The organism is Sphingobium sp. Ant17, from assembly GCF_000588875.1.
GTDB lineage: Bacteria > Pseudomonadota > Alphaproteobacteria > Sphingomonadales > Sphingomonadaceae > Sphingobium.
In genome coordinates, this window is the sequence record NZ_JEMV01000041.1 from 1 (window position 1) to 24305 (window position 24305).

Here is a 24305-nt window from a genome sequence, read left to right on the forward strand (position 1 = left end):
CGAAAGCCCCCACCCCCACGCCCCTCCCCTGAAGGAGGGGAGCCGATAATATGACCACCCACATCACCCATATCTGGCGGCTCCTCAAATGGGGGCGCACGCTGGCGCGTCATGGCGCGCTGACGGGCATAGAGCGCGACCCGCTGACCCCTGCACCCGTGCGGCGGCTCGTGCGCCTTGCCCGCTTCGGTGCCCGCGTCCCCAAACAGCCGCGCTATGCCGATGCCTTTCAGTCGATCGGCCCGGCGGCGATCAAACTGGGGCAGACGCTTGCGACTCGCCCCGACCTCGTCGGGGAAGAAGCCACGGCAGATCTGCTGCGCCTGCAGGACGCGCTCCCCCCCGTCCCCTTCGACACCATCCGCGCGCAGATCGAGACGAGCTTCGGCAAGCCTCTGGAAGCCATCTATGCCCGGTTCGACGAAGTGCCGGTCGGTGCGGCCTCCATCGCGCAGGTGCATCGCGCGCTGACCACCGATGGCCGTGATGTTGCGGTCAAGGTGATCCGCCCCGGCGTCGCCGAACAATTCAACCGCGACATCACCACCTATGAATGGGCGGCCGCCCATATCGAACAACTGGGCGGCGAAATCGCCCGGCTGCGCCCGCGCCTGGTCATCGCCAATATGAAGCGCTGGACCGCGCGCGAACTCGACCTGCGCCGCGAAGCCGCCTCCGCGTCGGAACTCGCCGAAACGATGGTAGCCCAGCCCGGCTATCGCATTCCCACGATCGATTGGGATCGCACGACCGGCAAGGTCATGACGATGGAATGGATCGACGGCATCAAGATTTCGGATCGCGAGGCGCTGATCGCGGCGGGGCATGACTTGCCCGCCATCGCCGCGCGGCTGGTCAACGCCTTCCTGCGGCAGGCGATTGCGGAAGGTTTCTTCCACGCCGACATGCATCAGGGCAATTTGTTCGTGACGGCCAATGGCGACATCGTCGCGATCGACTTCGGCATTATGGGGCGGATCGACCGGCGCGCGCGGATGTGGCTGGCGGAAATTCTCTACGGCCTGATCACCGGCAACTATAAGCGCGTCGCGGAAATCCATTTCGAGGCGCAATATGTGCCCGTGCACCACGATATGGCGGAGTTCGCGACCGCCCTGCGCGCGGTGGGCGAACCGATGCGCGGCAAGCCGGTGCGCGAATTGTCGGTCGGCGGCATGCTCGATGGCCTGTTCGCCATCACCCGCGACTTCGACATGCAGACGCAGCCGCATCTGCTGCTGCTGCAAAAGACGATGGTGATGGTGGAGGGCGTCGCGACCTCTCTCGACCCCGACATCAACCTGTGGGAAACAAGTGGCCCCTATGTGAAGGGCTGGCTGCGCGATGAACTCGGCCCGGAAGCCAAGGCGGCCGACACGCTGATCGAAAATTGGCGCACGCTCCAGCGACTGCCGGGCCTTGTCCGACGGATCGAAGACGCTTTCCCGGAAAAGGGCGGCGCCCCGCCCCCTCCCCCGCTGACCGAAGTCAAACTGATCCGCGTGGGCGGCGGCTGGCGCTATGCGGTGGTGGCGGTGTTTGCGGCGGCCGCTGGCGTAGCAGGTGTGTTCTTGGCACAGGGACTATAAGGAAATCGTGGGCAATCTCCGTTCCATTCCGTGTAGCTGCGATCAGGCAATCGTCGCATTGATTGACGGGCGGATGGACGACATTGTCTCCCATCACCATGTGACCATCGCTTGGGCTATTGAGAGCGGCAGTCGCGCTTGGGGGTTTCCTTCCCCTGATAGTGACTATGACTGCCGTTTCATTTTTGTCAGGCGACAAGAAGCCATCCAAAGATATGCTGTGGTATCATGACCTCCCGCATCCTCCTCATCATCTCCGGCGGCATCGCGGCCTATAAGTCGCTCGAACTCGTTCGCCTGCTGCGCAAACGCGGGATGACGGTGCGCGCGGTCTTAACGCAATCCGCGCAGCAGTTCGTGACGCCGCTGTCTTTGGGCGCGCTGACCGAAAATCCGGTCTTTACCGACCTGTTCAACCTGAAGGACGAACAGGAGATCGGCCATATTCAGCTTAGCCGTCAGGCCGATCTGGTCGTGGTCGCGCCCGCGACTGCGAACATCCTGGCCAAGATGGCGAACGGCATCGCCGACGACCTTGCCACCACTTTGCTGCTGGCGACCGACAAGCCGGTGCTGGCCGTGCCTGCCATGAATGTGCGGATGTGGCATCATCGCGCGACCCAGCGCAATCTGGAGCGGCTCCACGCCGACGGCGTCCACATCATGACGCCCGACGATGGCGCGATGGCGTGCGGCGAATATGGCACCGGACGGCTGCCGGAACCCGACGCGATCGTTGCGGAGATTGAGCGACTGCTTGCACTGCCCAAGGGCTTCGATCCGTTGGCTGACCAGCCGGATTTCGCCGAGGATGCACCGCAATTCTCGACTTCGTCGGAAACGAACGCACCTTTGCGCGGCAAGCATGTCCTCATCACCGCCGGTCCCACCCATGAACCGATCGACCCGGTCCGCTACATCGCCAATCGATCGTCGGGCAAACAGGGTTTCGCCATCGCCGCCGCTGCCGCGCAGGCTGGCGCGCGGGTGACGTTGGTGGCGGGGCCAGTGCATCTGCCAACGCCCCAGGGCGTCACGCGCATCGACGTAGAGACCGCCCGCGAGATGCTGGTCGCCGTCGAGAGCGCCTTGCCCGCCGACGCGGCGATCATGGTCGCGGCCGTCGCGGATTGGCGCACCGCCGATGCGGCCGACCAGAAGCTCAAAAAGGATGGCTCGGGCCAACCCGCGCCGCTCGCTTTGGTCGAGAATCCCGATATCCTCGCGACACTGGGCCGCCACGCGCAACGTCCCACCCTGCTCATCGGCTTCGCCGCCGAGACGCAGAAGATCGCGGACCATGCCCAAGCCAAGCTGGCGCGCAAAGGCGCGGACTGGATCGTCGCCAACGATGTGTCGGGCGATGTGATGGGTGGCGACGCCAATAGCGTGCAGATCGTCACCGCGTCTGGCATAGACGCCTGGCCTGTGATGCCCAAGAGCCTGGTTGCCGAAAAACTCATCGAAAAGGTCGCTGATGCCCTCTCCCCTCACGCCGATTGATATCCAGCTCAAGCGCCTGCCCCATGGCGAGGGACTGCCCGTCCCCGCTTATGCCACCGCCCAGGCCGCAGGTATGGATGTGGTGTCGGCAGAAGAGCTGATCCTGCAGCCGGGCGGGCGGCACGCGGTCGCCACCGGCTTCGCCATGGCGATTCCGCAAGGCTATGAGGTGCAGGTCCGCCCCCGGTCGGGCCTGGCGCTCAAACATGGCATCAGCCTGCCCAACACCCCCGGCACGATCGATGCCGATTATCGCGGCGAGTTGAAGATCATCCTCATCAACCTTGGCGACGCGCCCTTCCCGATCCAGCGTGGCGACCGCATCGCCCAGTTGGTGGTTGCCCCCGTGCAGCTTGCCAGCTTCGTGGAAGTCGATAGGCTGGACGATACCGCACGCGGACAGGGCGGCTTCGGTTCGACAGGAGTGTGACAGAATGACGATGTTGCTTTCGCTGATGCTGGCCGCAACCCCGGTGGCGGGTGCGGGCATGCCGCCCATGCCCAGCGATCTGGCGAGCGTGCCGGTGATCGAAGGCTGGCTGGGCCGCAAGATTTCGCCGCGCTGGTCGGAGGAGGTCGCCAAGCTCTACCGGCGCGGGGATTGTAGCGGCGCTGTGCCCTATGAAGGATCGCGCCTGCTTGAAATCGACATGCTGTTCCTGCTGACGGGCGACGGCAAGCCGTTGAAGATCGCCCCGATCAACGCCCGCTGCCCTGGCGTCGAAAAGTTCGTGAGCGGCCGCATTCTTGGTTCGCTGCGCGGTTCCTTCCCCAAGACCGGCGCGGCGCAGCCACGCTGGATGCGATCGCAGGTGCGCTTCCTGTGGTCCGACGCGCCGTGACGCTGACCGACGACCAACTCGACCGCTACGCCCGGCATATTGTGCTCAAGGAAATTGGCGGCGCGGGCCAGGCTCGGCTGCTGTCGGCCGATGTCGCGCTGATCGGCGCGGGTGGCATCGGTAGCCCGGCTATCCTCTATCTGGCGGCGGCAGGCGTCGGCACGATCCGGGTGATCGACGATGACGATGTCGCCCTGTCCAACCTGCAACGGCAAATCCTGTTCGGCACCGCCGATGTCGGCGCGCCGAAGGCGGAGGCGGCGATGGCGGCGGTCGCCCGGCTCAACCCTGACGTCAAGCTGATCCCGATCAACGCCCGCATCGATGCCGACAATGCCGCGCTGATGCTACGCGATGCCGATGTCGTGCTGGACGGCAGCGACAGTTTCACCACCCGCCTGGCGGTGGCAGACGCCGCGCATCGGCTCCGCATTCCGCTGGTGTCCGCAGCGGTCGGGCCGTTCGAGGGGCAGATCGCCACCTATCGCGGCTGGGAAGCGGACAAGCCCTGCTACCGCTGCCTGGTCGGCGCGGCACAGGATGCGCCGGAGCGCAACTGCGCCGAAACCGGCGTCATCGGCGCCCTGACCGGCGCGATGGGCAGCCTCGCCGCGCTGGAGGTGATCCGCGCGCTGGTGCCGTTCGGCGCAGACATGGCCGGACGCTTGCTGATCGCCGACCTGCTCTCCATGCGCTTCCGGACGCTGGACGTGCCCAAGGACCCGGCTTGTCCCGCTTGCGCCGCGCACCTATGCGTCCCTTGAGGATCATCGTCGCGACGGCCGATGCCGAACGGCTGCGCGCCGCGCTGATAGTGGTGAGCGCCCATGCCGCGCTGGGTGGCGCGGCGGCCCTGTTCCTGCAACTGGATGCTGTGGGCTTGCTCCGCCGACCCATCGTCGCGCCCCAGGATGACGCCCATCGGGCAGCGGGATTGCCCAACCTCGCCGCCCTGCTGGCCGACGCGCAGGCCTTGGGCGTCATGATCAGCGCCTGCCAGAGCGGATTGGCGCTGTGCGGGATGACGGCAGAGGCTTTGCCGCCGGACGTGGAAGTCGGCGGTCCGGTCACCTTCCTGCAAGCGACCAACGACGACGCGCGGCTGTTACTGGCCTAAGTTACCGAAGGATCGGCAGGTAACGCCAGCGTTCGATGCCGGTCGAGCCTATGCTCGCACTCACCGAGGGACCGGAGCCGGAAACTTCGTCCGTCAAGGGCAGCAGCCGAAAATGCAAGGCACCTGCAAGAGCGCACAAGCAGAGCAACGCCGCCGCCAGTCCATAGCCTTGCCTCTTCATGCCCCCTGCTCCTCCACATCGCGCAGGAAAATATCCTCTATCCGCGCGTCGAACAAGTCGGCAATCCGAAAAGCGAGCGGCAACGACGGATCATATTTGCCCGTCTCTATCGCATTCACGCTTTGGCGCGATATGCCAAGATGCGCGGCAAGGTCGCCCTGGCTCCACGCCCGCTCGGCCCGCAGCAGCTTCAGACGGTTCTTCACGCACAACCCGCCACACCGGTTTGCCGCCAATTGACCAACTGGCCCAGGGCCAGCCCCACGCACCATAAAGGCCAGACGAAAAAGACCGGCAACGCGGGCACAGTGGTAAAGAGCTCCAGCACCCCCCAGACGCTGGTGATCGACAGGGCAAAGCCCGTCGCAATCAGGAATTTGCGCACTTCCAGCATGCGCAAATATTCATCGTCCAGTTCCACGAGCAGACGCGCCATCGCCCAGATCCAGCCCAAGGCGGCGAGGCCTGGCACCAACGCGATCGCCACGGTTGCGCCATTCGCCGCCGCATTGTCCGGGATCAGCCGGGACGCCAACCCGACCGCACCGACATAGGCTAGGCTGATCGGGATCATCCGGCGGGTATAGCGCCGATAGGCCGGGTTACGCGATGTTTTGGTCATGTCGGCGCTCCTTCAGGTACTGACAAGCACCCTTTACATGCGTATCACTCAGCCTGTCAAGTTTCATTGACAGATTGTCCCACGCATTCCCCACCCCCTTCCCTTGACAGGCCGAACCGCCCATTTATGGGGAAGGCGCGGCTTTTCGGGCCGCGACATTGCCCGTATTTCAAGGAAATCCCGTGTCCGCCATGCTCAAAATCACTCTGCCCGACGGTTCCGTGCGTGAAGTCGCGCCCGGCACTACCCCGGCGGATATTGCGGCAGCGATCGGGCCGGGCCTTGCCAAGGCGGCCATCGCGGCGCGGGTCGATGGCGAATTGCGCGACATCATGCGCCCGCTGGAACAGGACGCGGCGCTCGCGCTGGTGACGGCCAAGGATGAGGCCGATGCGCTGGAACTGGCGCGGCACGACTTTGCCCATGTTTTGGCCGAAGCGGTCCAGCACCTGTTCCCCGGCACCCAGATCACCTTTGGCCCGTCCACCGACGACGGCTTCTACTATGACTTCGCGCCCAGCGCGGATCGTGGCCCTTTCACCGACGACGATTTGCCCGCGATCGAGGCGGAAATGCGCCGCATCATCGCCGCCGACAAGCCGCTAATCCGCAAGGAGATCGACCGTGAAACCCTGATCGCGCAATGGCAGGCTGCGGGCGAGACGTTCAAGGCGGAATGGGCCGCCGAATTGCCCGGCGACGAGCCGCTAACGGTCTATCATTCGGGGGATGGCTGGTACGACATGTGCCGGGGTCCGCATCTCGCGTCCACCGGGCGTCTCAACCCGGATGCATTCAAGCTGACGCGCGTATCGGGCGCCTATTGGCGCGGCGACCAGAAGAATGCGATGCTCAGCCGCATCACCGGCACCGGCTGGCTGAACAAAAAGCAACTGGCCGAGCATCTCACGCGCCTCGAAGAAGCGGCCAAGCGCGACCATCGCAAGCTGGGCGCGGAGATGGACCTGTTCCACCTCCAGCAGGAGGCGCATGGCAGCGTCTTCTGGCACCCCAAGGGCTATCTCATCTGGCGTCAGCTCGAAGCCTATATGCGCCGCGCCATCGACGATGCCGGCTATCGCGAGGTCAAGACGCCGCAGGTGATGGACGCGCGCCAGTGGGAGATTTCGGGCCATTGGGGCAAATATCGCGAAAATATGTTCGTGATCCCCGACGAAGTGCCCAATGTCGAGGATGAAGGCCCGCTAGTGTCGGACGATGCCGACTGGATGGCGCTCAAGCCCATGAACTGCCCGGCGCATGTGTTGATCTTCCGCCAAGGGATCAAAAGCTATCGCGACCTGCCGATGCGGCTTTATGAGAATGGCTGCTGCCATCGCAACGAGCCGCATGGCGCGCTCCACGGCCTGATGCGGGTGCGGCAATTCACGCAGGACGACGCGCATATCTTCTGCCGCGAGGACCAGATCGTCGAGGAAGTCCGCGCCTTCTGCGCGCTGGCCGATCGCATCTACAAGGATTTCGGTTTCACCTACTCGATCAAACTGGCGCTGCGCCCCGAAAAGCGGTTCGGCAGCGAGGAGATGTGGGACAAGGCCGAAAACGAACTGCGCGACGCGGTGGCGGCGGCGGGCCTCAACACCCCCGACTATGGCTGGGAAGAACTGCCCGGCGAAGGCGCTTTCTATGCGCCCAAGCTGGAATGGCATCTGACCGATGCGATCGGCCGCACGTGGCAGGTCGGCACGATCCAGTCGGACCGCGTACTGCCCGAACGACTCGACGCCAGCTATGTGGGCGAAGATGGCGCACGGCACCGTCCCGTCATGCTCCACCGCGCGATCTTCGGCAGCTATGAACGCTTCATCGGCATCCTGATCGAACATTATGCCGGTCGTTTCCCGCTCTGGCTGGCGCCCGTGCAGGCCGTGGTCGCAACCATCGTGTCGGATGCGGATGAGTATGCGGCAGACGTCGTCGCCAAGTTGCGGGCAGCGGGAATTCGCGCCGAACTGGACAGCCGCAACGAGAAGATCAATTACAAGGTGCGCGAGCATAGTTTGGCGAAAGTCCCCAATCTGCTGGTCGTTGGCCGGCGTGAGGCGGAGGAAGGCAAGGTCGCGCTGCGCGTGCTCGGCAGCGACGGCCAGAGCTTCCTTTCGCTCGACGAAGTGATTTCGCGCCTTGCAAATGAAGCTCGTTCGCCCGATATGTATTGAGGCAGCAATGCCACAGGGTTCGTGATTCCGCTTGCGCAGGACCACGGACCCCTTTCGGCTTTGCCAAAAAGCCGCTAAGAGCCACTCGTTTTTGCAACGACCATAGGAGATACTGCTATACGTCCCCCAATGATGCGCCGCCCACTGGCGCCGCCGCCGAAATCCGGCCCTCGCTACAATGAATTCATCACGGTCCCCAAAGTCCGCGTGATTGACGGGGAAGGCGAGAATCTGGGTGTGATGTTTACGCAGGAAGCGATCGAACAGGCAGCCGATGTCGGCCTCGACCTGGTTGAAGTCTCTCCGACCGCGGACCCACCGGTCTGCAAATTTCTGGACATCGGCAAGTTCAAATACGAAGCCCAGAAAAAGGCGAATATCGCCCGCAAGACCCAGAAGACGCAGGAACTCAAAGAGATCAAGATGCGTCCGAACATCGACGATCATGACTATGATACGAAGATGAAGAAGGTCCATGGTTTCATCGAGGATGGCGACAAGGTGAAGATCACCCTGCGCTTCCGCGGTCGCGAACTCAGCCACCAGCAACTCGGCATGGCCTTGCTCCAGCGGGTGGCGGAAAATGTCGCCGAAACCGCCAAGGTCGAAGCCTATCCCCGCATGGAAGGCCGCCAGATGCTGATGGTCCTCGCGCCGAAATAAGCGCGCCCTTCAGGGTTTGAGAGATGTGGAGGGCGGTGCCGCAAGGTGCCGCCCTTTTTGATGATGCATGGCTGATCGCCATTTGTAACAAAGTGTTGCCCAACTCGGGTGACGCCCCTCCCCTACTTGACGATCGAGCCACCGCCCGCCATCGGCACCTCATATACTGCGACTTACTCGCAATATTAACTGGGGTGATTATTGATGAATCGGGGTTCCATGCTGTCGTCACGTTCCAACCGGCTGCGCGTCAGCATGCTCGCGCTAGTCGCCGGATTGTCGCCCTGGTCGGCGATGGCGCAGGCCCCCGAAGAGGCGGAAGACCAATCGAACGCGATCGTCGTTACCGCCGCCGGTTACGCCCAGGATATCGTCGAAGCCCCTGCCAGCATCACCGTGCTGGGCCGCGAGGAGTTGCAGGAAAAGCGGTTCGGCAGCCTGGCGGAAGCCTTGCAGGATGTGCAGGGCGTCGATGTCGGTGGCGAAGCGGGCAAGACCGGCGGCCTCAATATCTCGATTCGCGGCATGCCCAGCGACTATACGCTGGTCCTGATCGACGGCCGCCGCCAGAACGCGCCGGGTGGCGTCACCCCCAATGGCTTCGGCGAAACCTCCACCAGCTTCCTGCCGCCCTTTTCCGCGATCGAGCAGATCGAGGTCGTGCGCGGGCCAATGTCCACCCTTTACGGCTCGGACGCGATGGGTGGCGTCGTCAATATCATCACGCGCAAGGTCGGGGACCGCTGGGTCGGCACTGCCACCGCCGAAAGCACCATCCAGGGTGATGACCGCTTCGGCAATATCCAGTCGATCAACGGCTTTGCCCAAGGTCCGGTGATCGACAATCTGGTCGGCCTGACCCTGCGCGGCAGCGTCTTCCACCGCGAAGGATCGGACATTCCCATCCCCGGCGATCCGGCGCTGACACTCGGCCGCAATCCGGTGCGGTCGGACATCTACACCTATGGTGGGCGCCTGACCTTCACCCCTCATGCCGACCATGACCTGTGGATCGAATATGATCGCAACGAGCAGAGCTATGACAATAGCGAAGGGCGGCTGGGGACGCTGGGGTCGGGTGGCTATGCCCCGGAACAGCAGTTCAACCGCAGCAATTATGTCCTCGCCCATAGCTGGCGGATGGGTTTCGGCCAGCTCGACACCACGCTGACCCGCAACGATACGGAAACCATCGGTCGCCTCATCCCCAATGGCACGCCGGGCGCGACGCCGGGCAGCGCCCGCACGCTCGAAGCGCGCAACGACATCATCGATTCGCGCTTTGCGGGCAAAGTCGGCGCGCTCGCCTTCACCGTCGGCGGCCAATATTGGAAAGCCCGCATGATCGAGGGCGTCGCGCCTGAACCCTTCACCTTCACCCAATGGGCGGGCTTTGCCGAAGCGACCTGGACGATCGTCGATGGCTTCAACCTGACCGGCGGCGCGCGCTATGACGATCATTCGACCTTTGGCAGCAAATGGTCGCCGCGCGCCTATGCGGTGTGGAACATCAATGACAATGTGACGCTGAAAGGCGGCGTCAGCCGCGGCTTCAAAACGCCGCGCGTCGAACAGATTGCCGAGGGGATCATTGGGTTCGGCAGGCAGGGCACGCTACCTTTGCTCGGTACGCCAGGCCTGAGTCCCGAAACCAGCACCAGCTACGAAGCTGGCCTCTATTTTGACAGCCATGGCTTTTTCAGCGGCAATGTCACCCTGTTCAACAATGACTTTAATGACCGGATCACCTCGGGCGTCTTCGTCCCCAACTGCCAGTTCGCCGCATCCCCCAATCGGCCAGGTTGCGTCGATGTCGGCAATTTCCCGACGATCGAGCAGTTCAGCCAGTCGATCAATATCGACAAGGCCCGGACGCGCGGTGCAGAGGTCGCAACCCGATTCACTTTCTCGCCCGCCGTCTCGCTGGTGCTCAATTACACCTATACCGACAGCGAGCAGTTGAGCGGGCCGAACGAAGGACTACCGCTCGTCGGCATGCCCAAACATATGCTGAACGGCAATCTGCGTTGGAAGCTGGGGGACAAGGCCAGTGTCTGGGCGCGGGCCGAAATCCGGTCGAGCCGTTTCCGCAACGACGCTGACGACCGGGCGGGCGTTGGCGACTTCCGGGGCTATGAGCTGTTTCATATCGGCGGCTCGTATCAGATCACGCCCGCCTTCCGCCTAGCGGCAACCGTCAACAATATCCTCGACACCGACTATGCCGAATATGTGTCCTATGACAGTGACGGCACCGACATATTCACGTCAGCCTATGCCATCAATCAGGAAGGCCGTCGGCTGTGGCTGTCGGCAACGGTGGACTTCTAGGCGCGGATGGTCGGGACGAACCGCGCCGCCCATTTATGCGGACGGTTTGTCCCGATACAAGGTCGGAAACATCGTCTTGAACGCCGCCAGCTTGGGTGCGTCCCAGCGCAGTATATAAGGATGGCGCGGATTCTTGCGCATGAAGTCCTGATGATAGGCGTCGGCATCCTGAAAGCCCGCAAACCGCTCCACCTTTGTCACGATCGGGTCGCGCCATAACCCGGCTTTGCCCAGTTGCGCGAGATAGGCCTCCGCCGCCTTGCCCTGCTCGGCATTCAACGGATAAAGCGCGCTGCGATATTGGGTGCCGCGATCCGGGCCCTGCTGGTTCAGCGTCGTGGGGTCGGCCACGACCGAGAAGAAGACCCGCAACAAGGTGCCATAGCTGACCTGCTTGGGGTCGTAGGTAACGCGGACGGCTTCTGCGAACCCGGTATTCCCGCCGCTCACCATATCATAATCGACGCGGCGATTCTTGGGCCCACCGGTAAAGCCGGATTTGACGAGTTGCACGCCCTTCACATGGGAAAAGACGCCCTCGACGCCCCAATAGCAACCACCTGCAAACACAGCGGTTTCCAGTGCGCGTGTGGGCGCGGCATCGATCGTCGCGACAGGGGCCAAAACCGTGCGCTCGGCGTGCAGGGGCGCTGCGAGCGCGAGGCCCGCCACGATCGTCAGGATGAGCCGATTAGAGCGCCGCACTGGTGCTACCAGTCGCCGCGATCGCAGAGGTGCTCAGGATCGGCTGCTCATCGGGCTGCAGCAGGACCATGCCGACAAGACCAATCGCAAAACCGCCCGCGAAGCGCAGAAACAATTCGGATTTCAAAAATGCCAACATGGTCTGCGCCTTCCTTATTATGGGGGTTCGGCTGAGTGAGCCGTGTGGTTACATCTGCTTGTCTTGCCCCTTGCTGAATAGACGGCAGCCGGGGAGCGGCTTTCGACCAAGGCATCGGCAAAGACGACGAGCGGCAACAACCCCAATCAGTTTCTTTGTGCAACGGGGATATAAAGCCCGTCGCGCCATCTACAAGACGGCACGGGTCGAAAAGGACCGTTTCCATTTTTGCATGTTGAACGGGCAAGCGACGCATCGGCAGCACGCCTACCCCTACCCCTCCCGTTCACGGGAGGGGTCGAACGCCGCGCTTATTTGAGCGCGGCGCAGGCTTCTTGAATGCGGGTGCAGGCCTTTTTCAGCACATCTTCCGACGTCGCATAACTGATGCGGAAGGCGGGCGAGAGGCCGAAGGCGGCACCATGGACGGCGGCGACCTTCGCTTCGTCCAGGAAATAGGCGATCAGCGCTTCGTCATTGTCGATCCGCACGCCCTTGGGTGTCATCTTGCCGATCACGCCGCTGGCGTCGGGATAGACGTAGAAAGCACCTTCGGGCGTCGGGCAATCCAGGCCCGGCGCATCGTTCAGCATCGCCACCACCATGTCGCGGCGCTTCTTGAACACGGCGTTGCGCTCTTCCAGGAAATCCTGCGGGCCGGTCAGCGCGGCGACGGCGGCAGCCTGGCTGATCGAACAGGGGTTGCTGGTCGATTGCGACTGCAGCTTGCCCATCGCCTTGATAATCCATTCGGGACCACCGGCAAAGCCGATGCGCCAACCGGTCATCGAGAAGGCCTTGGAGCAGCCATTGACCGTCAGGGTGCGGTCATACAGTTCCGGGCAGACCTGCGCGATCGTCGCGAACGGCGTCGATGCGTACCAGACATGCTCATACATATCGTCGGTCATGATCAGCACATGGGGATGGCGCAGCAGCACGTCGGCCAGCGCCTTCAATTCCTCCGCCGAATAGGCCGCACCGCTGGGGTTGGACGGCGAATTGAGCATCACCCATTTGGTGCGCGGGGTGATCGCGGCGTCCAGCTGGGCGGCGGTGATCTTATAGCCCTGGCTCGCCGGCCCTTCGATGAAGACGGGCGTGCCGCCGGCGAAATTCACGATGTCGGGATAGCTGACCCAATAGGGTGCCGGGATGATGACTTCATCGCCCGCGTCCACCGTCGCCAGCAGCGCATTGAACAAAGTGTGCTTGCCGCCGGAGTTCACGCTGATCTGGCTGCGCTTATAGTCCAGCCCATTGTCGCGCTTGAACTTGAACATCACCGCTTCCTTGACGTCGGCGGTGCCGTCCACGTCGGTATAGCGGGTCTGGTTGTTGCGGATCGCGGCAATGCCCGCGTCCTTGACGAAATCGGGCGTGTCGAAATCCGGCTCGCCCGCCGACAAGCCAATGACGTCCACGCCTTCGGCTTTGAGCGCGTTCACACGGGCGCTCATGGCGAGCGTGGCGGACGGCTGGATACGACCCAAGGCGGCAGAAGTCTGGCTCATGGCAATGTTCTTTCTTCAAAGCGACGTCCAAGCGATCGGTACAGCCCGCCATCCTGGGAATCGCGACAAAAAATATTCAAATCCCCTCATCCGCCCATAAGGCGGATGCCGCGTCCCTTAGTGCGCAACGGACAATGGGGCAACCGGCCAGATGGCAGGGAATGGCTATTCGGCAGGAAAGCGCGGCTATGGTGCCAGCGTCGCCGCGACCATGCCGCGCGCGGCATTGCCGATGAAAAATCCGCGATCCAGATCGGAAACGCGCAGGTCACCCTCGATCGCCTCGCCCATGTCGATCAAGCTCTGGCGCAATATGCCCGGCAGCAGGCCGCGCGCCAGCGGTGGCGTCACCAGCCTGTCGCCCCGCTCCACGAACAGCGAAGAGAAACACCCTTCGGTCAGATAGCCCTGCGCATCGATCAGCGCGACCTCATAAGTACCGCCCCGCTTCAATGCGTCGCGATAGAGGCTGCGGTCGGTGGTCTTGTGCAGCAGTCGCAGGTCATCTGCGGGCGCATGGCGCGGCACGACCTTGACCGGGACGATCGCCTGGGGCCAGCCGATATGGTCGCGCACCTCGATCGCCACCGCGCCGCTGCGCGCCGTCATCAGCCGCACCCGGCCACGGTTGCGCAAGCGAAAGGTCGCGGCCTGCAATTCGTTGCGGACGGCATGGCGATCGAAAGCGAAACCGAATGCATCGGCGCTCGCCTTGAGCCGCGTCAGATGCAGGTCCAGCAACCTTATCCCTTCGAGCGGATCGAAGGCCATGGTTTCGATGAGGTCGAAGCGTCGATCAGCCAGTGACATTGCCGCTATTCCAAGCCTTTGCCGACCATGAAGTCAAGCCGGAGAGGTCAGGCCGGGACAAGAAAGCGCCCCTTGGCCAAGCATTCGGCCCATTCCGAATCGACCTGCGAATCCGCGACGACGCCCGAACCAAGGCCCAAGCGGCCGACGCCGCTGCCTTCCTCGACGCACAGGGTCCGTATCGCGACATTGAAGGCGGCATCGCCCTCCGGGTCGATCCAGCCCATCGTGCCGGTATAGACGCCGCGCCCGTGGGGTTCGACCGCATCGATGATCTCCATCGCCCGCACCTTGGGCGCGCCGGTGATCGACCCGCACGGGAAAAGGATGCGCAGCACATCGACCGGGGACAGGCCGGGCAGGATGCGCGCGCGCACGGTCGACACAAGCTGATGGACGGTAGGGAAACTCTCCACCTTGAAGAGGTCCGGCACGATCACGCTGCCCGCGCGCGAGACCCGCGACAGGTCGTTGCGCAACAAGTCGACGATCATCAGATTTTCCGCCCGCTGCTTGGGATCGGTGGCAAGCCAGCGCGCCAGTTCCGCATCCCGCTGCGGATCGGCATCGCGCACTGCCGTCCCCTTCATGGGCCGGGCGGTCAGTTGGCCGCGCACCTGGGTAAAGAAGAGTTCGGGCGAAAAGGATAGCAGCGCATGGTCGCCAGTGCGGATCACCCCGCCATAGCCCGCCGCCGCGCGCGGCCGGACGGCGGCATAGAGCGCCATCGGATCGCCGGTCAGCGGCACATAGCAGGGGAAGGTCAGGTTGGCCTGATAGATATCCCCTGCGCGGATATAATCCTGCACCGCGTTGAAGGCGACGCGATAGTCCGCCGCCTCCACCATCGGCCGCAACGGGCCGACCTGCGCGCCGGTCGGGTCGGGCAGCATCGCGGGCAGCGTGCCCGGCGGGATCAGCCGCACCCCTTCGAACAGGCCGAACCAAAGCAGCGGCGCGCCGTCGGACCGCTGATCGTGCCGACAGCCGATCGGCGCCAATCGTTCCTCCAGCGCCAGCCCCGCTTCATAGGTCATATAGCCCGCGACATGCAGCCCCGCCTCGCGTGCATCCGCGATGCGATCAAGCGCTGGCTGCACCTCCTCCATCCGATGGGCGGTGATGACCGACACGGGATCGCGATAGAGGCGCGCGGGCGCGGGATCGCGCAGCCGGGCATCATCGAACAGAGCAAAGATTTCGGTCGGGCCAGGAAGACGCATGGGCGTGTCTTAACAGGCTTTGCGCGCGACGAAAGGCCGATCCAAGGTGCAGTGTCCTTGCAGCAGCGCAACGAACGCCCTACCCCATGCGGCCATGACCAACCCTCTCCCCGATCCCGCACCCGATGCCGTCACGGCGCGCCCGCTGGGACCAGCGCTTGCGTTGGCGGTGCGAGGCCGCTGCCCGGCCTGCGGCGAGGGCCGTCTGTTCGCCCACTTCCTCAAACCCGTCCCCGCCTGCGCCCACTGCGGCCAGCGCTGGGATCTGCATCAGGCGGATGATTTTCCATCCTATATCGTCATCCTGCTGCTCGGCCATATATTGGTGCCGCTGATGATCGAAGTGAACAGCGCTTTCGCCATTCCGCTGGGGTGGCAGGCGGCAATCTGGCCGACGCTGGCGTTCCTGCTGGCGGTGGCGATGATCCAGCCGGTCAAGGGCGGCGTCATCGCCTTCCAATGGACGCGACGGATGGCGGGGTTCCGGTAAACCTTACTCCGGGTGGCGCAGGAAATTGCGCTCCATCGCCTCGCGCAGCGTTTCGTCAATCTCGCGACGCCCTTCCGCACCATGGGTGACGACCGTGGTGTCGCAGGTCGCGACGCACACGCCCTTCTGAAAACCCGCCGAACTGATCGTCCAGCTGGTCCGGCCGATATGGCCGATCGCGCAATGGACTTCGAACGGATAGGGGAAATGCGATTCCTCGATGAAATTCAACTGCACCGCGGCGACCAGCCAGCGGACGCCCTGCTCCTGCGGATGGCGGCCCAGATGATGGTGAAAGCGAATGCGCGCGGTTTCGAATATGCCCGATATCGCCACATTATTGATGTGACCCATCGTGTCGAGATCCTGGAACCGCGTGTCGATGCTGGTGACGAAGCGATAGGCTTCTGGAGTGAATCGCCAGGATTCGGGTTTGGCCATGTCCTGATGTTCCTCTAAAACTACACTGGCAATGCCATAGCCGGGCTGGCCCGTGATGCAATCGCACCGGCGAAATTGGGCGCAGTGCGACCTTTATGACACAATGAAACTGGCGGTTTTGCACATATTGCGAAAATCACCGTAAAACTGTCATCGTTTCGTCTCCGATACGTCAACCATCTCTCATCGCGCTGCAACACCGCGCGCTTACGGCCCCGCCGAGCCGGTTACCGGTTTTTCCAAGGGGGAAAATTCACATGCGTCCTGCCACAGCCTTGCTGCTTGCCTCCACCATGCTGGCCAGCACACCCGCCTTTGCCCAGACGGCCTTGCTCGCCGTCCCCGCCGCCGCGGCGGCCGTGGAAGGGGAAGAGATCATCGTCTTTGGCCGTGGTGAAACGCGCCAGGTGCAGGAAATCAAGGCCCGCGACATCGTCGTGCTGACGCCGGGCACCAATCCGCTCAAGGCGATCGAAAAGCTGCCCAGCGTCAACTTCCAGTCGGCCGACCCGTTCGGCAATTATGAATGGTCGCAGCGCATCACCATCCGCAGCTTCAACCAGAACCAGCTCGGCTTCACCTTCGACGGCATTCCGCTCGGCGACATGAGCTATGGCAACCATAACGGCCTGCACATCACCCGCGCGATCAGCAGCGAAAATATCGGCAGCGTGCGCGTGTCGCAGGGCGCGGGTTCGCTTGGCACGCAGGCGACCGGCAACCTTGGCGGCACCGTCGAAACCTTCTCGATGGACCCGGCTGACAGCTTCGGCGCGCAGGGCAATCTCACCTATGGCAGCAACGACACGATGCGTGCCTTCGGCCGGATCAACCTTGGCAGCGCCGACGGCATTCGCGGCTATGTGTCCTACGGCTATGGTTCGACCGACAAATATAAGGGCACTGGCGTTCAGGACCAGCATATGGGCAATGCCAAGGTCATTATCCCCATCGGCGACGCCAAGATCGACGGCTGGCTGAGCTACTCCGATCGCCGTGAACAGGATTATCAGGACATGTCGATGGGCATGATCAACCGCCTCGGTTGGGACTGGGACAATGCCTATCCCGACTATGCCCGCGCGATCGACTATGCCGACCGTCTGAACGACGTCGATCTCATCAGCAACAGCGGCGGGTCGCCCTTCCCCGACGGCTTGTTCGACTATAGCGGCGCACCGACCGCCGGCGGCCAGGTCTATCCCGGCAACGTCACCAGCGCCGACGATGCCTATTATGACGCGGCGGGCCTGCGCAAGGATTGGCTGGGCGCGATCGGCTTCACCACCCCGCTCGGCGAGCAGGCCAATCTGAAGCTCAAGGGCTATTACCACAACAACAGCGGCATGGGTCTGTGGGGCACACCCTATGTCCGCAGCCCCAATGGCGTGCCCATGTCGATGCGCACGACCGAATATGACATGGACCGTATCGGCGCGTTCGGCAGCGTCGATTTCGCGATCGGTGTTCAGAATCTGAGCGTCGGCGCATGGTATGAGAATAATAAGTTCAACCAGGCCCGCCGCTTCTACGCCTTTGCGAGCCGGACGGAACCCGGTCGCTATTTCCGCGACTATCCCACGGACCCCTTTGCTACCCAGTGGGAATTCGACTTCACCACCGACACCTTCCAATATCATGTCCAGGACAAGATCGACCTCGGCATGGTGACGATCAACCTGGGCTGGAAGGGCTTCAAGGTCACGAACGAAGCCGAAGCCATCGTTCAGGCGACTTTCCCCGAAGGCAAGATCGAAGCGGAAGACTGGTTCCAGCCCCATGCCGGCTTCGCGCTGGAAATCAGCCCAGAAGCGGAAGTTTTTGGCGGTTTCACGCAAGTCACCCGCGCCTTTGCCAGCGCGACCACGACCGGCCCCTTCTCGACCAACCAGGTCGGTTTCGACGCCATCAAGGATGATCTGAAGCCCGAAGCATCGGACACCTATGAACTCGGCCTGCGCTACAACACGCCGATGTTCAACGGCACGCTGGGTGCCTATCTCGTCCACTTCCGCAACCGCCTGCTGGCGGTGCAGGTCGGATCGGCGATCCAGGGCAACCCCTCCGCGCTCCAGAATGTCGGCGGCGTCCGCGCCATCGGCGTCGAAGCGGCGGGCGACCTGAAACTGGGCGGCGGCTTTGGCGTCTATGCCAGCTACAGCTACACCGACGCCACCTATCGCGACGATGTCGTGAACGGCAATGGCGACGTGGTCGCGGCGATCGAGGGCAAGACCGTAGTGGACAGCCCCGAACATATGGCGCGCGGCGAATTCAACTATGACGACGACAAGCGCTTCTTCCGCGTCGGCCTCAACTATATGTCGCGTCGCTACTACAGCTACACCAACGATGCTTCGGTCCCCGGTCGTCTGATCGTCGACGCCTCGCTCGGCTACCGCTTCACCGACAAGGTCGAAGTGCAGTTCAACGCGACCAACCTGTTCGACAAACGCTATGTCGGCACCATCGGTTCGGGCGGCTTTGGCAATAGCGGCGACGCCCAGACGCTGCTGGTCGGCGCGCCCCAGCAATTCTTCGCCACGGTGAAGGCTGGGTTCTGACGTAATATAAGCGGGAAGGCTGTGACTTATCTCCCGTCCCCGGCGGGGAGGTTGATCGGAGTCACGTGCCTCCGATMRAGGGGAGGGGGAGCGAGGCCAAGCCGAGCGTCTGCGCAAGCGGCAGTACACCCCCACCCAACCTCCCCCTCAATGGGGAGGGGCCAATATGGATCACCGCTCCTCTTCAGCCAGGGGCTCAAGAAGGACACCTTACCCATGACCAAAGCCGCGCTTCTGCTCGCCACCGCCCTTGCCGCCTTTCTTCCTGGCACGGCGCTGGCGGAGCCGGTGCTGCTGATCTCGATCGACGGGCTACGGCCTGGCGACTTGATCGAAGCGCAGAAGCGCGGCCTTGCCATTCCCAATCTGCGCCGCTTCCTGACCGACGGCGCGCATGCCTCCGGCGTCACCGGGGTCGCCCCGACGCTGACCTATCCCAGCCACACGACGCTGATGACCGGCGTATCGCCCGCGAAACACGGCATCGTCGCCAATAACAGTTTCGATCCCACCGGGATCAACCAGGGCGGCTGGTACTGGTACGCCCCCGACATCAAGGTGCCGACCCTGTGGGAGGCCGCGACCAAGGCGGGCCTCTCCACCGGCAATATCCACTGGCCGGTCAGCGTCGCGCCCAAGGGCGTGACCTGGAACCTGCCGCAAATCTGGCACACCGGCCATGGCGACGACGCCAAATTGCTCGACGCGCTGGCGACGCCGGGGCTGGCGGCCGAACTGGCGGCGAAGGTCGGCCAGCCCTATGCGATGGGCATCGACGAAAGCCTGAGCGGCGACCAACTGCGAGGCCAATTCGCCAGCGCGCTCATCGCCGCGCACAAGCCGCAATTCCTGACCGTCTATTTCGCCGCGCTCGACCATGAGGAACATGCGAGCGGCCCTGACAGCCCGGCCGCCAAGGCCGTGCTGGAAAAGATCGACGCCATCGTCGGCGATCTCGTGGCGGCGGAAATGCAGGCGCATCCAGACGCCGTCGTCGCGGTCGTCAGCGACCATGGGTTCGAAGCGACGCATACCGCCATCAACCTCTATCGCCCCTTCATCGATGCCGGACTGATCACCGTCGGCACCGATGGCAAGGTCGCCTCCTGGCTGGCCATGCCCTGGATTTCGGGCGGATCGGCCGCGATCATGCTGGCCCGGCCCGACGATGCGGCACTGACGGCGCAGGTGAAGACGCTGCTCGACACCTTGGCCGCCAATCCTGCCAATGGCATCGCGCAGGTGGCAGACAAGGCGCAGACCGCCGCGATCGGCGGCAATCCGCAAGCGACCTTCATGCTCAACCTCGCCCCCGGCTTCGTCACCGACATTTATCGCGGCCCCACCGTGCCGGTACGCGCGCGCAGTTCGGTCAAGGGCATGCACGGCTATTTCCCCGGCCCCGCCAACCTGCAGGCGAGCTTCCTGCTGATGGGCAAGGGCGTGCCGCGCGGCAAGAATCTGGGCACGATCGACATGCGCGCCATCGCACCGACGCTGGCCGCCATCATGGGCACCACGCTGCCCGACGCGGACAAGGCCGCGATCGACCTCAAGCCATAAGGCAACGCAGCGTTTCGCGGCGCGCAATGGACTTCATTGCGCAGGCGACATAGCTTTCACCCCGGTTCATCGTTCCGGGGGTTCCCATGCCGCGCTACAGCCTTGCCGCCATCATCCTGCACTGGGCGATCGCCGCCCTGCTCGCCTTTCAGATCAGCGTCGGCTGGGCGCTGGAGGAACTGGGCGCGCGCGGCTTTGCGCTCTATCAACTGCACAAGTCGGTCGGCATCGCCATCCTCGCGCTCACGCTGCTGCGGATCGGCATCCGCTATTGGAAGCCGCGCCCGGCAAAACTGGAGGGCGGCTGGCAGGGCGCCTTGGCTTCGACCGTGCATGGCGGCCTCTATGCCTTCATGCTGGGCGCGCCGCTGACCGGCTGGGCGCTCGTCTCGACCGCCAAGGTCAAGGTGCCGACCCTGATTTTCGGGATCATCCCCCTGCCCCATTTGCCGCTGCCCGCGTCCGCGCATGACTTGGCCGAAGGTGGCCATGGCCTGATCGCCTGGCTCGGTATCGCGCTCATACTGCTCCATGTCGCGGGCGCGCTGCGCCATCATCTGCTGATGCGCGATGGTCTCATCTGGCGGATGATCCCCAACCGCTCGACCGCGCTGCTGGTCGGACTGCCCGCGCTGATCCTGCTCGGCTTTGCACTGGGGCGCGTGATCCTGCCAGCGGCTGAACCCGTTACGGCCGCAGCAGCACCAGCCGCCCCAGAGCCGGAAGCAACGGCCCCGGAGGCCGCCATCAATGTCACCGAACCGGACAATAGCGCCGTCGCCAATGAAATGGTTGCCGAGAAGGAAGAAGAACCCGTCGGCCCGCCCCCCGGCTGGACCGTGCAGCCCGGCGGTCGCATCGGCTTTGCGGTCGGCAATGATGGCCAGACGATCAGCGGCAGCTTCGCCAAATGGACCGCCGCGATCGTCATGGACCCCGACCATCCCGAAACCGCCGACATCCGCGTATCGATCGACATGGCCAGCGCCAGCGTCGGCGACGCTTATCAGGACGGAATGCTGCCGGGCGACGAATTCTTCGCCGTCGCCAGCCACCCCACCGCGACCTTCACCGCCAAGGGCGCGGAGCAAACGGGGGCGAACGCCTATCGCGCCAGCGGCAGGCTTAGCCTCAAGGGCGTCAGCAAACCCCAGACCATCCGCTTCACCCTGTCCGGCGACGGCCCGACCCGCAAGGTAAGCGGCACCGCCACCATCGCCCGCGCCGCCTTCGACGTTGGCAATGGCGACAGCAGCGGCAGTCTGGCCCCCAATGTAACGGTGACCTTCGCCTTCACGGCGAAGCGGAAGCCATAAACTACTCTCCTCCGTTCGCCCTGCGCCTGTCGAAGGGGGCCTTCCTTCTTGAAAGAAAGTGCAGGGCTTCGACAGGCTCAGCCCGAACGGGCTTGATGGTGGATGCTAGGGCAGACAGCCCTAAAACCGCATCCCGACACCCACGCCGAACACCCACGGGTCGAGGCTCACCTTCACCCGCTGCACCCCTGCCGCCGCCGTGGTCAGCCGCGCCTTCGTGTCGATGTCGATATATTTGACGTCGAAGTTCAGGAACATTTTCTCGTTCAGGTCGATATCGACGCCCGCCTGCCCGGCCCAGCCGACGCTGTCGGACAGATGCACCTTCGTCTTGCCGACCGCGCCTTCCAACGCGCTGGACGCATCATTGTTGAAGAACAGCGTATAGTTCACCCCCGCACCGATATAGGGCCGGATCTTGCTGCCCGGCGCAAAATGATATTGCACCGTCAGCGTCGGTGGCAGCGCGTTGGTCGCCGCCAGCTTGCCCAGCGATCCGGTGGTCCCGGTCTTGCCGCTCACCGTATGGCGGCTGGTCGCGGCGATCAGTTCGAAACCGATATGTTCGGTCGCCATGTAAGTGATGTCGATTTCCGGTGTGATGGTGTTGTTCACCTTCACCTTTTCGCCCGGAAAGCCCGGCAGCACGCTGCCGCTCTTTTCATTGGGCGCGACCATGATGCCGCGCAGCCGGACGAGCACGTCGCCCTGCGCGGCCTGCGCCGGGGCGGCCATGGCAGCGGCGGCGCAGGCCGTGCCGAGCAGGATGGTCTTGATGGTCATGATAAATCTCCCTTTCTTGTAGGGAGCGCTCTGCCGCATCCGGCACGGCGCGGCATTGACGGTGCGCAAGCTGCAATTTGATCTGGCGCAATGCAGTGCGAGCGACTTGCTGCGATCACCCAGCCCATGTGGACCTATCATCCTGACCTGCTCGCCCGGCCGGTGCCGCGCTACACCAGCTATCCCACCGCTGCCCAGTTCACCGATTGCGTCGGCGCGGCGGAGATGGGCCAGCGGCTGGACGCGCTCGCCCCCGACACGCCGATCTCGCTCTATGTCCACATCCCCTATTGCCACGACATCTGCTGGTATTGCGGCTGCAACACCGGCGCGGCCAACAAGGCGCAACGGCTGACCGCCTATGTCGAGGCGCTGGAGCGCGAAGTCGCGCTGATCGCTGCCCGGCTGAACGGACGCGGCAGGGTGACGCGCATCGCCTTTGGCGGGGGCAGCCCCAATTCGCTGCCGCTCGTCGATTTCATCCGGCTGATGCAGCAATTGTTGCGCTGCTTCGACGCCCATCATGCCGAGCTTTCGGTCGAGTTGGACCCGCGCCGCCTGGACGCGGACTGGATTGATGCGATGGCCGCCATGGGGGTCGATCGCGTCAATCTGGGCGTCCAGACCTTCAGCCCGCATGTCCAGACGCGCATCGGCCGCATCCAGCCGCTCGACATGGTCGAGCGCGCGGTGGCCCGACTGGACCAGGCAGGCGTCGCCACCGGCTTCGACCTTATGTACGGCCTGCCCGGCCAGAGCATGGACGATCTGTCCGCCACGATCGATGCCACCATCCGCCTCGCGCCTGCGCGCATCGCCCTGTTCGGCTATGCCCATATGCCGCGCCTGCTGCCGCGTCAGCGCCGGATCGACGCCAGCGACCTCCCCGATGTAGCGCAGCGCTTCGCGATGGCCGCCATGGGCCATGATGCGCTGACGCAGGCGGGCTATCGCGCGATCGGCTTCGACCATTTCGCCCTGCCCGGCGACGGCATGGCGCTGTCCGCCGCGCAGGGGCGCCTGCGCCGCAATTTCCAGGGCTTCAACGATGATCCCGCGCAAATATTGATCGGCATGGGGGCCAGCGCCATCAGCCAATTCCCCGACCTGATCGTCCAGAATGCGAAACAGGCCGGCCCCTGGCGCACCGCGATAGAAGCCGGCCAGCTCGCCACCGCGCGCGGCCTCGTCCGCACCGCGCAAGACCAACGTCGCGGGCGCATTATCGAAGCCCTGCTGTGCCAGGGCGAAGCGCATCTGGACGCCGACGATCCCCAACCCGACCTCGCCCCCTTCGAACAACGCGGACTGGTCGAACAACGCCCAGGTCGTCTGCGGTTGACCCCCGACGCGCTCCCCTATGCGCGCAGCATCGCCGCCTGCTTCGATGCTTATCTGGAGCCCGTCGAAACGCGGTTCAGCCATGCGGTCTAGCGCAGCCGTCGCCAGCACGCTGGTGTGCCTGTTCCTCAACGCGCCATTGACCAGCGCGGACGCCAGTTCGCCCTGGTATTGCGGCGCTGGACTGGCAGGCCAGTGGGTGCCGCCCTGGCTGCCCCAGCCCGGACCCAGCCGCCACGACATCGCTTGCCACCTCATGACTGGATGCCGCCGCCAGGAGCAGCGAGAACCTGGCTGAGCCGGATGGTGGCTAAGCCGCGCCGGGTCGTCTGGACAGGCCCGGAAGGCCGCGCCATGGTCACGCCCATCGCCCCTTATCCACAGGATG

Annotated in this window: 26 protein-coding genes; 16 read left to right on the forward strand and 10 right to left on the reverse strand. The window is 63.8% G+C overall.

What is annotated here, in order from left to right:
• The first annotated feature begins 50 nt into the window (after positions 1-50).
• The 7 genes from ubiB to BF95_RS16870 all read left to right on the forward strand — a co-directional run bounded on the left by ubiB (position 51) and on the right by BF95_RS16870 (position 5051).
• A complete protein-coding gene (gene ubiB / locus BF95_RS16845; RefSeq protein WP_043152775.1) occupies positions 51-1589 on the forward strand; it encodes a 2-polyprenylphenol 6-hydroxylase in 1539 nt (512 codons plus the stop codon).
• 73 nt (positions 1590-1662) lie between these two features.
• Positions 1663-1821, forward strand: coding sequence for a DNA polymerase beta superfamily protein (locus BF95_RS31155; protein WP_081764193.1), 159 nt, complete (start codon positions 1663-1665; stop codon positions 1819-1821).
• Positions 1818-3092, forward strand: a complete 1275-nt coding sequence (locus tag BF95_RS16850; protein ID WP_043152776.1) for a bifunctional phosphopantothenoylcysteine decarboxylase/phosphopantothenate synthase — start codon at positions 1818-1820, stop codon at positions 3090-3092. Before BF95_RS31155 ends, BF95_RS16850 begins: the two co-directional genes overlap by 4 nt.
• Complete coding sequence (gene dut / locus BF95_RS16855) at positions 3067-3522, forward strand: dUTP diphosphatase (RefSeq protein WP_043152778.1); 456 nt, start codon at positions 3067-3069, stop codon at positions 3520-3522. The genes BF95_RS16850 and dut overlap by 26 nt, the downstream gene beginning before the upstream one ends.
• 4 nt (positions 3523-3526) lie before the next feature.
• Entirely contained in the window at positions 3527-3934 is a 408-nt protein-coding gene (locus BF95_RS16860) for a hypothetical protein (protein WP_043152780.1), read from the forward strand.
• Positions 3931-4698 (forward strand): HesA/MoeB/ThiF family protein, encoded by a 768-nt coding sequence (locus BF95_RS16865; RefSeq protein ID WP_043152826.1) that lies wholly within the window; start codon positions 3931-3933, stop codon positions 4696-4698. Before BF95_RS16860 ends, BF95_RS16865 begins: the two co-directional genes overlap by 4 nt.
• The gene (locus tag BF95_RS16870; RefSeq protein ID WP_043152782.1) at positions 4686-5051 is read left to right on the forward strand and encodes a DsrE family protein; all 366 of its coding nucleotides are present in this window, start codon (positions 4686-4688) and stop codon (positions 5049-5051) included. Before BF95_RS16865 ends, BF95_RS16870 begins: the two co-directional genes overlap by 13 nt.
• A gap of 1 nt (position 5052) precedes the next feature.
• Here BF95_RS16870 and BF95_RS16875 read toward each other — a convergent pair whose 3' ends face one another.
• From BF95_RS16875 to BF95_RS16885, 3 genes are read right to left on the reverse strand one after another with little or no spacing between them, the layout of a single operon-like run.
• Positions 5053-5232, reverse strand: a complete 180-nt coding sequence (locus tag BF95_RS16875) for a hypothetical protein (RefSeq protein WP_043152783.1) — start codon at positions 5230-5232, stop codon at positions 5053-5055.
• A complete protein-coding gene (locus tag BF95_RS16880; protein ID WP_043152785.1) occupies positions 5229-5438 on the reverse strand; it encodes a helix-turn-helix transcriptional regulator in 210 nt (69 codons plus the stop codon). The genes BF95_RS16875 and BF95_RS16880 overlap by 4 nt, the downstream gene beginning before the upstream one ends.
• The gene (locus BF95_RS16885) at positions 5435-5854 is read right to left on the reverse strand and encodes a hypothetical protein (RefSeq protein WP_043152788.1); all 420 of its coding nucleotides are present in this window, start codon (positions 5852-5854) and stop codon (positions 5435-5437) included. Before BF95_RS16885 ends, BF95_RS16880 begins: the two co-directional genes overlap by 4 nt.
• A 191-nt stretch (positions 5855-6045) precedes the next feature.
• Between BF95_RS16885 and thrS the strand changes: the two genes are divergently transcribed.
• The 3 genes from thrS (at position 6046) to BF95_RS16900 (ending at position 11028) form a co-directional block, all read left to right on the forward strand.
• Positions 6046-8034, forward strand: a complete 1989-nt coding sequence (gene thrS / locus BF95_RS16890) for a threonine--tRNA ligase (RefSeq protein ID WP_043152790.1) — start codon at positions 6046-6048, stop codon at positions 8032-8034.
• Between the two features lie 129 nt (positions 8035-8163).
• Positions 8164-8697, forward strand: a complete 534-nt coding sequence (gene infC / locus BF95_RS16895) for a translation initiation factor IF-3 (RefSeq protein WP_037479690.1) — start codon at positions 8164-8166, stop codon at positions 8695-8697.
• A gap of 255 nt (positions 8698-8952) precedes the next feature.
• Positions 8953-11028, forward strand: a complete 2076-nt coding sequence (locus BF95_RS16900) for a TonB-dependent receptor domain-containing protein (protein WP_443018386.1) — start codon at positions 8953-8955, stop codon at positions 11026-11028.
• 33 nt (positions 11029-11061) lie between these two features.
• On the opposite strand, the gene msrA is transcribed toward BF95_RS16900, so the two are convergent.
• The 5 genes from msrA to pabB form a co-directional block, all read right to left on the reverse strand.
• Positions 11062-11733: a peptide-methionine (S)-S-oxide reductase MsrA gene (msrA, locus tag BF95_RS16905; RefSeq protein WP_043152795.1), complete on the reverse strand. Its 672-nt coding sequence runs from the start codon at positions 11731-11733 to the stop codon at positions 11062-11064.
• Complete coding sequence (locus BF95_RS28345) at positions 11720-11872, reverse strand: hypothetical protein (RefSeq protein WP_200866995.1); 153 nt, start codon at positions 11870-11872, stop codon at positions 11720-11722. The genes msrA and BF95_RS28345 overlap by 14 nt, the downstream gene beginning before the upstream one ends.
• A gap of 311 nt (positions 11873-12183) precedes the next feature.
• Positions 12184-13386, reverse strand: a complete 1203-nt coding sequence (locus BF95_RS16910; RefSeq protein ID WP_043152797.1) for a pyridoxal phosphate-dependent aminotransferase — start codon at positions 13384-13386, stop codon at positions 12184-12186.
• 186 nt (positions 13387-13572) lie between these two features.
• A complete protein-coding gene (locus tag BF95_RS16915) occupies positions 13573-14196 on the reverse strand; it encodes an aminotransferase class IV (protein ID WP_043152799.1) in 624 nt (207 codons plus the stop codon).
• A gap of 47 nt (positions 14197-14243) precedes the next feature.
• Complete coding sequence (gene pabB, locus BF95_RS16920) at positions 14244-15419, reverse strand: aminodeoxychorismate synthase component I (RefSeq protein ID WP_043152801.1); 1176 nt, start codon at positions 15417-15419, stop codon at positions 14244-14246.
• Between the two features lie 94 nt (positions 15420-15513).
• Between pabB and BF95_RS16925 the strand changes: the two genes are divergently transcribed.
• Entirely contained in the window at positions 15514-15909 is a 396-nt protein-coding gene (locus BF95_RS16925; RefSeq protein ID WP_043152803.1) for a DUF983 domain-containing protein, read from the forward strand.
• Between the two features lie 3 nt (positions 15910-15912).
• Here the strand turns inward: BF95_RS16925 and BF95_RS16930 are convergent, their stop codons facing one another.
• Positions 15913-16350 (reverse strand): acyl-CoA thioesterase, encoded by a 438-nt coding sequence (locus BF95_RS16930; RefSeq protein ID WP_043152805.1) that lies wholly within the window; start codon positions 16348-16350, stop codon positions 15913-15915.
• Positions 16351-16607: 257 nt separating this feature from the next.
• Between BF95_RS16930 and BF95_RS16935 the strand changes: the two genes are divergently transcribed.
• The 3 genes from BF95_RS16935 (at position 16608) to BF95_RS16945 (ending at position 21793) form a co-directional block, all read left to right on the forward strand.
• Entirely contained in the window at positions 16608-18914 is a 2307-nt protein-coding gene (locus tag BF95_RS16935; RefSeq protein ID WP_043152807.1) for a TonB-dependent receptor, read from the forward strand.
• Positions 18915-19130: 216 nt separating this feature from the next.
• Complete coding sequence (locus tag BF95_RS16940) at positions 19131-20477, forward strand: alkaline phosphatase family protein (RefSeq protein ID WP_043152809.1); 1347 nt, start codon at positions 19131-19133, stop codon at positions 20475-20477.
• Positions 20478-20563: 86 nt separating this feature from the next.
• Positions 20564-21793, forward strand: coding sequence for a YceI family protein (locus BF95_RS16945; protein WP_043152810.1), 1230 nt, complete (start codon positions 20564-20566; stop codon positions 21791-21793).
• Between the two features lie 120 nt (positions 21794-21913).
• Here the strand turns inward: BF95_RS16945 and BF95_RS16950 are convergent, their stop codons facing one another.
• A complete protein-coding gene (locus BF95_RS16950; RefSeq protein ID WP_043152811.1) occupies positions 21914-22576 on the reverse strand; it encodes an OmpW/AlkL family protein in 663 nt (220 codons plus the stop codon).
• A 126-nt stretch (positions 22577-22702) separates the two neighbouring features.
• Here BF95_RS16950 and hemN point away from each other — a divergent pair, with 126 nt between their 5' ends.
• Positions 22703-24010 (forward strand): oxygen-independent coproporphyrinogen III oxidase, encoded by a 1308-nt coding sequence (gene hemN, locus BF95_RS16955; protein ID WP_043152827.1) that lies wholly within the window; start codon positions 22703-22705, stop codon positions 24008-24010.
• The gene (locus tag BF95_RS27450; protein ID WP_152542777.1) at positions 24000-24215 is read left to right on the forward strand and encodes a hypothetical protein; all 216 of its coding nucleotides are present in this window, start codon (positions 24000-24002) and stop codon (positions 24213-24215) included. Before hemN ends, BF95_RS27450 begins: the two co-directional genes overlap by 11 nt.
• The last annotated feature ends 90 nt before the right edge of the window (positions 24216-24305 follow it).

Coding starts and splice junctions, on each gene's coding strand:
- BF95_RS16900 (WP_443018386.1), top strand. CDS start 8,953: ATGCTCGCGCTAGTCGCCGGATTGTCGCCCTGGTCGGCGATGGCGCAG.
- BF95_RS16860 (WP_043152780.1), top strand. CDS start 3,527: ATGACGATGTTGCTTTCGCTGATGCTGGCCGCAACCCCGGTGGCGGGT.
- BF95_RS28345 (WP_200866995.1), bottom strand. CDS start 11,872: ATGTTGGCATTTTTGAAATCCGAATTGTTTCTGCGCTTCGCGGGCGGT.
- pabB (WP_043152801.1), bottom strand. CDS start 15,419: ATGCGTCTTCCTGGCCCGACCGAAATCTTTGCTCTGTTCGATGATGCC.
- BF95_RS27450 (WP_152542777.1), top strand. CDS start 24,000: ATGCGGTCTAGCGCAGCCGTCGCCAGCACGCTGGTGTGCCTGTTCCTC.
- BF95_RS16915 (WP_043152799.1), bottom strand. CDS start 14,196: ATGTCACTGGCTGATCGACGCTTCGACCTCATCGAAACCATGGCCTTC.
- hemN (WP_043152827.1), top strand. CDS start 22,703: ATGTGGACCTATCATCCTGACCTGCTCGCCCGGCCGGTGCCGCGCTAC.
- BF95_RS16940 (WP_043152809.1), top strand. CDS start 19,131: ATGACCAAAGCCGCGCTTCTGCTCGCCACCGCCCTTGCCGCCTTTCTT.
- BF95_RS16935 (WP_043152807.1), top strand. CDS start 16,608: ATGCGTCCTGCCACAGCCTTGCTGCTTGCCTCCACCATGCTGGCCAGC.
- thrS (WP_043152790.1), top strand. CDS start 6,046: ATGCTCAAAATCACTCTGCCCGACGGTTCCGTGCGTGAAGTCGCGCCC.
- BF95_RS31155 (WP_081764193.1), top strand. CDS start 1,663: ATGGACGACATTGTCTCCCATCACCATGTGACCATCGCTTGGGCTATT.
- BF95_RS16870 (WP_043152782.1), top strand. CDS start 4,686: ATGCGTCCCTTGAGGATCATCGTCGCGACGGCCGATGCCGAACGGCTG.
- ubiB (WP_043152775.1), top strand. CDS start 51: ATGACCACCCACATCACCCATATCTGGCGGCTCCTCAAATGGGGGCGC.
- BF95_RS16850 (WP_043152776.1), top strand. CDS start 1,818: ATGACCTCCCGCATCCTCCTCATCATCTCCGGCGGCATCGCGGCCTAT.
- BF95_RS16885 (WP_043152788.1), bottom strand. CDS start 5,854: ATGACCAAAACATCGCGTAACCCGGCCTATCGGCGCTATACCCGCCGG.
- BF95_RS16930 (WP_043152805.1), bottom strand. CDS start 16,350: ATGGCCAAACCCGAATCCTGGCGATTCACTCCAGAAGCCTATCGCTTC.
- BF95_RS16925 (WP_043152803.1), top strand. CDS start 15,514: ATGACCAACCCTCTCCCCGATCCCGCACCCGATGCCGTCACGGCGCGC.
- infC (WP_037479690.1), top strand. CDS start 8,164: ATGATGCGCCGCCCACTGGCGCCGCCGCCGAAATCCGGCCCTCGCTAC.
- dut (WP_043152778.1), top strand. CDS start 3,067: ATGCCCTCTCCCCTCACGCCGATTGATATCCAGCTCAAGCGCCTGCCC.
- BF95_RS16910 (WP_043152797.1), bottom strand. CDS start 13,386: ATGAGCCAGACTTCTGCCGCCTTGGGTCGTATCCAGCCGTCCGCCACG.
- BF95_RS16945 (WP_043152810.1), top strand. CDS start 20,564: ATGCCGCGCTACAGCCTTGCCGCCATCATCCTGCACTGGGCGATCGCC.
- BF95_RS16875 (WP_043152783.1), bottom strand. CDS start 5,232: ATGAAGAGGCAAGGCTATGGACTGGCGGCGGCGTTGCTCTGCTTGTGC.
- BF95_RS16950 (WP_043152811.1), bottom strand. CDS start 22,576: ATGACCATCAAGACCATCCTGCTCGGCACGGCCTGCGCCGCCGCTGCC.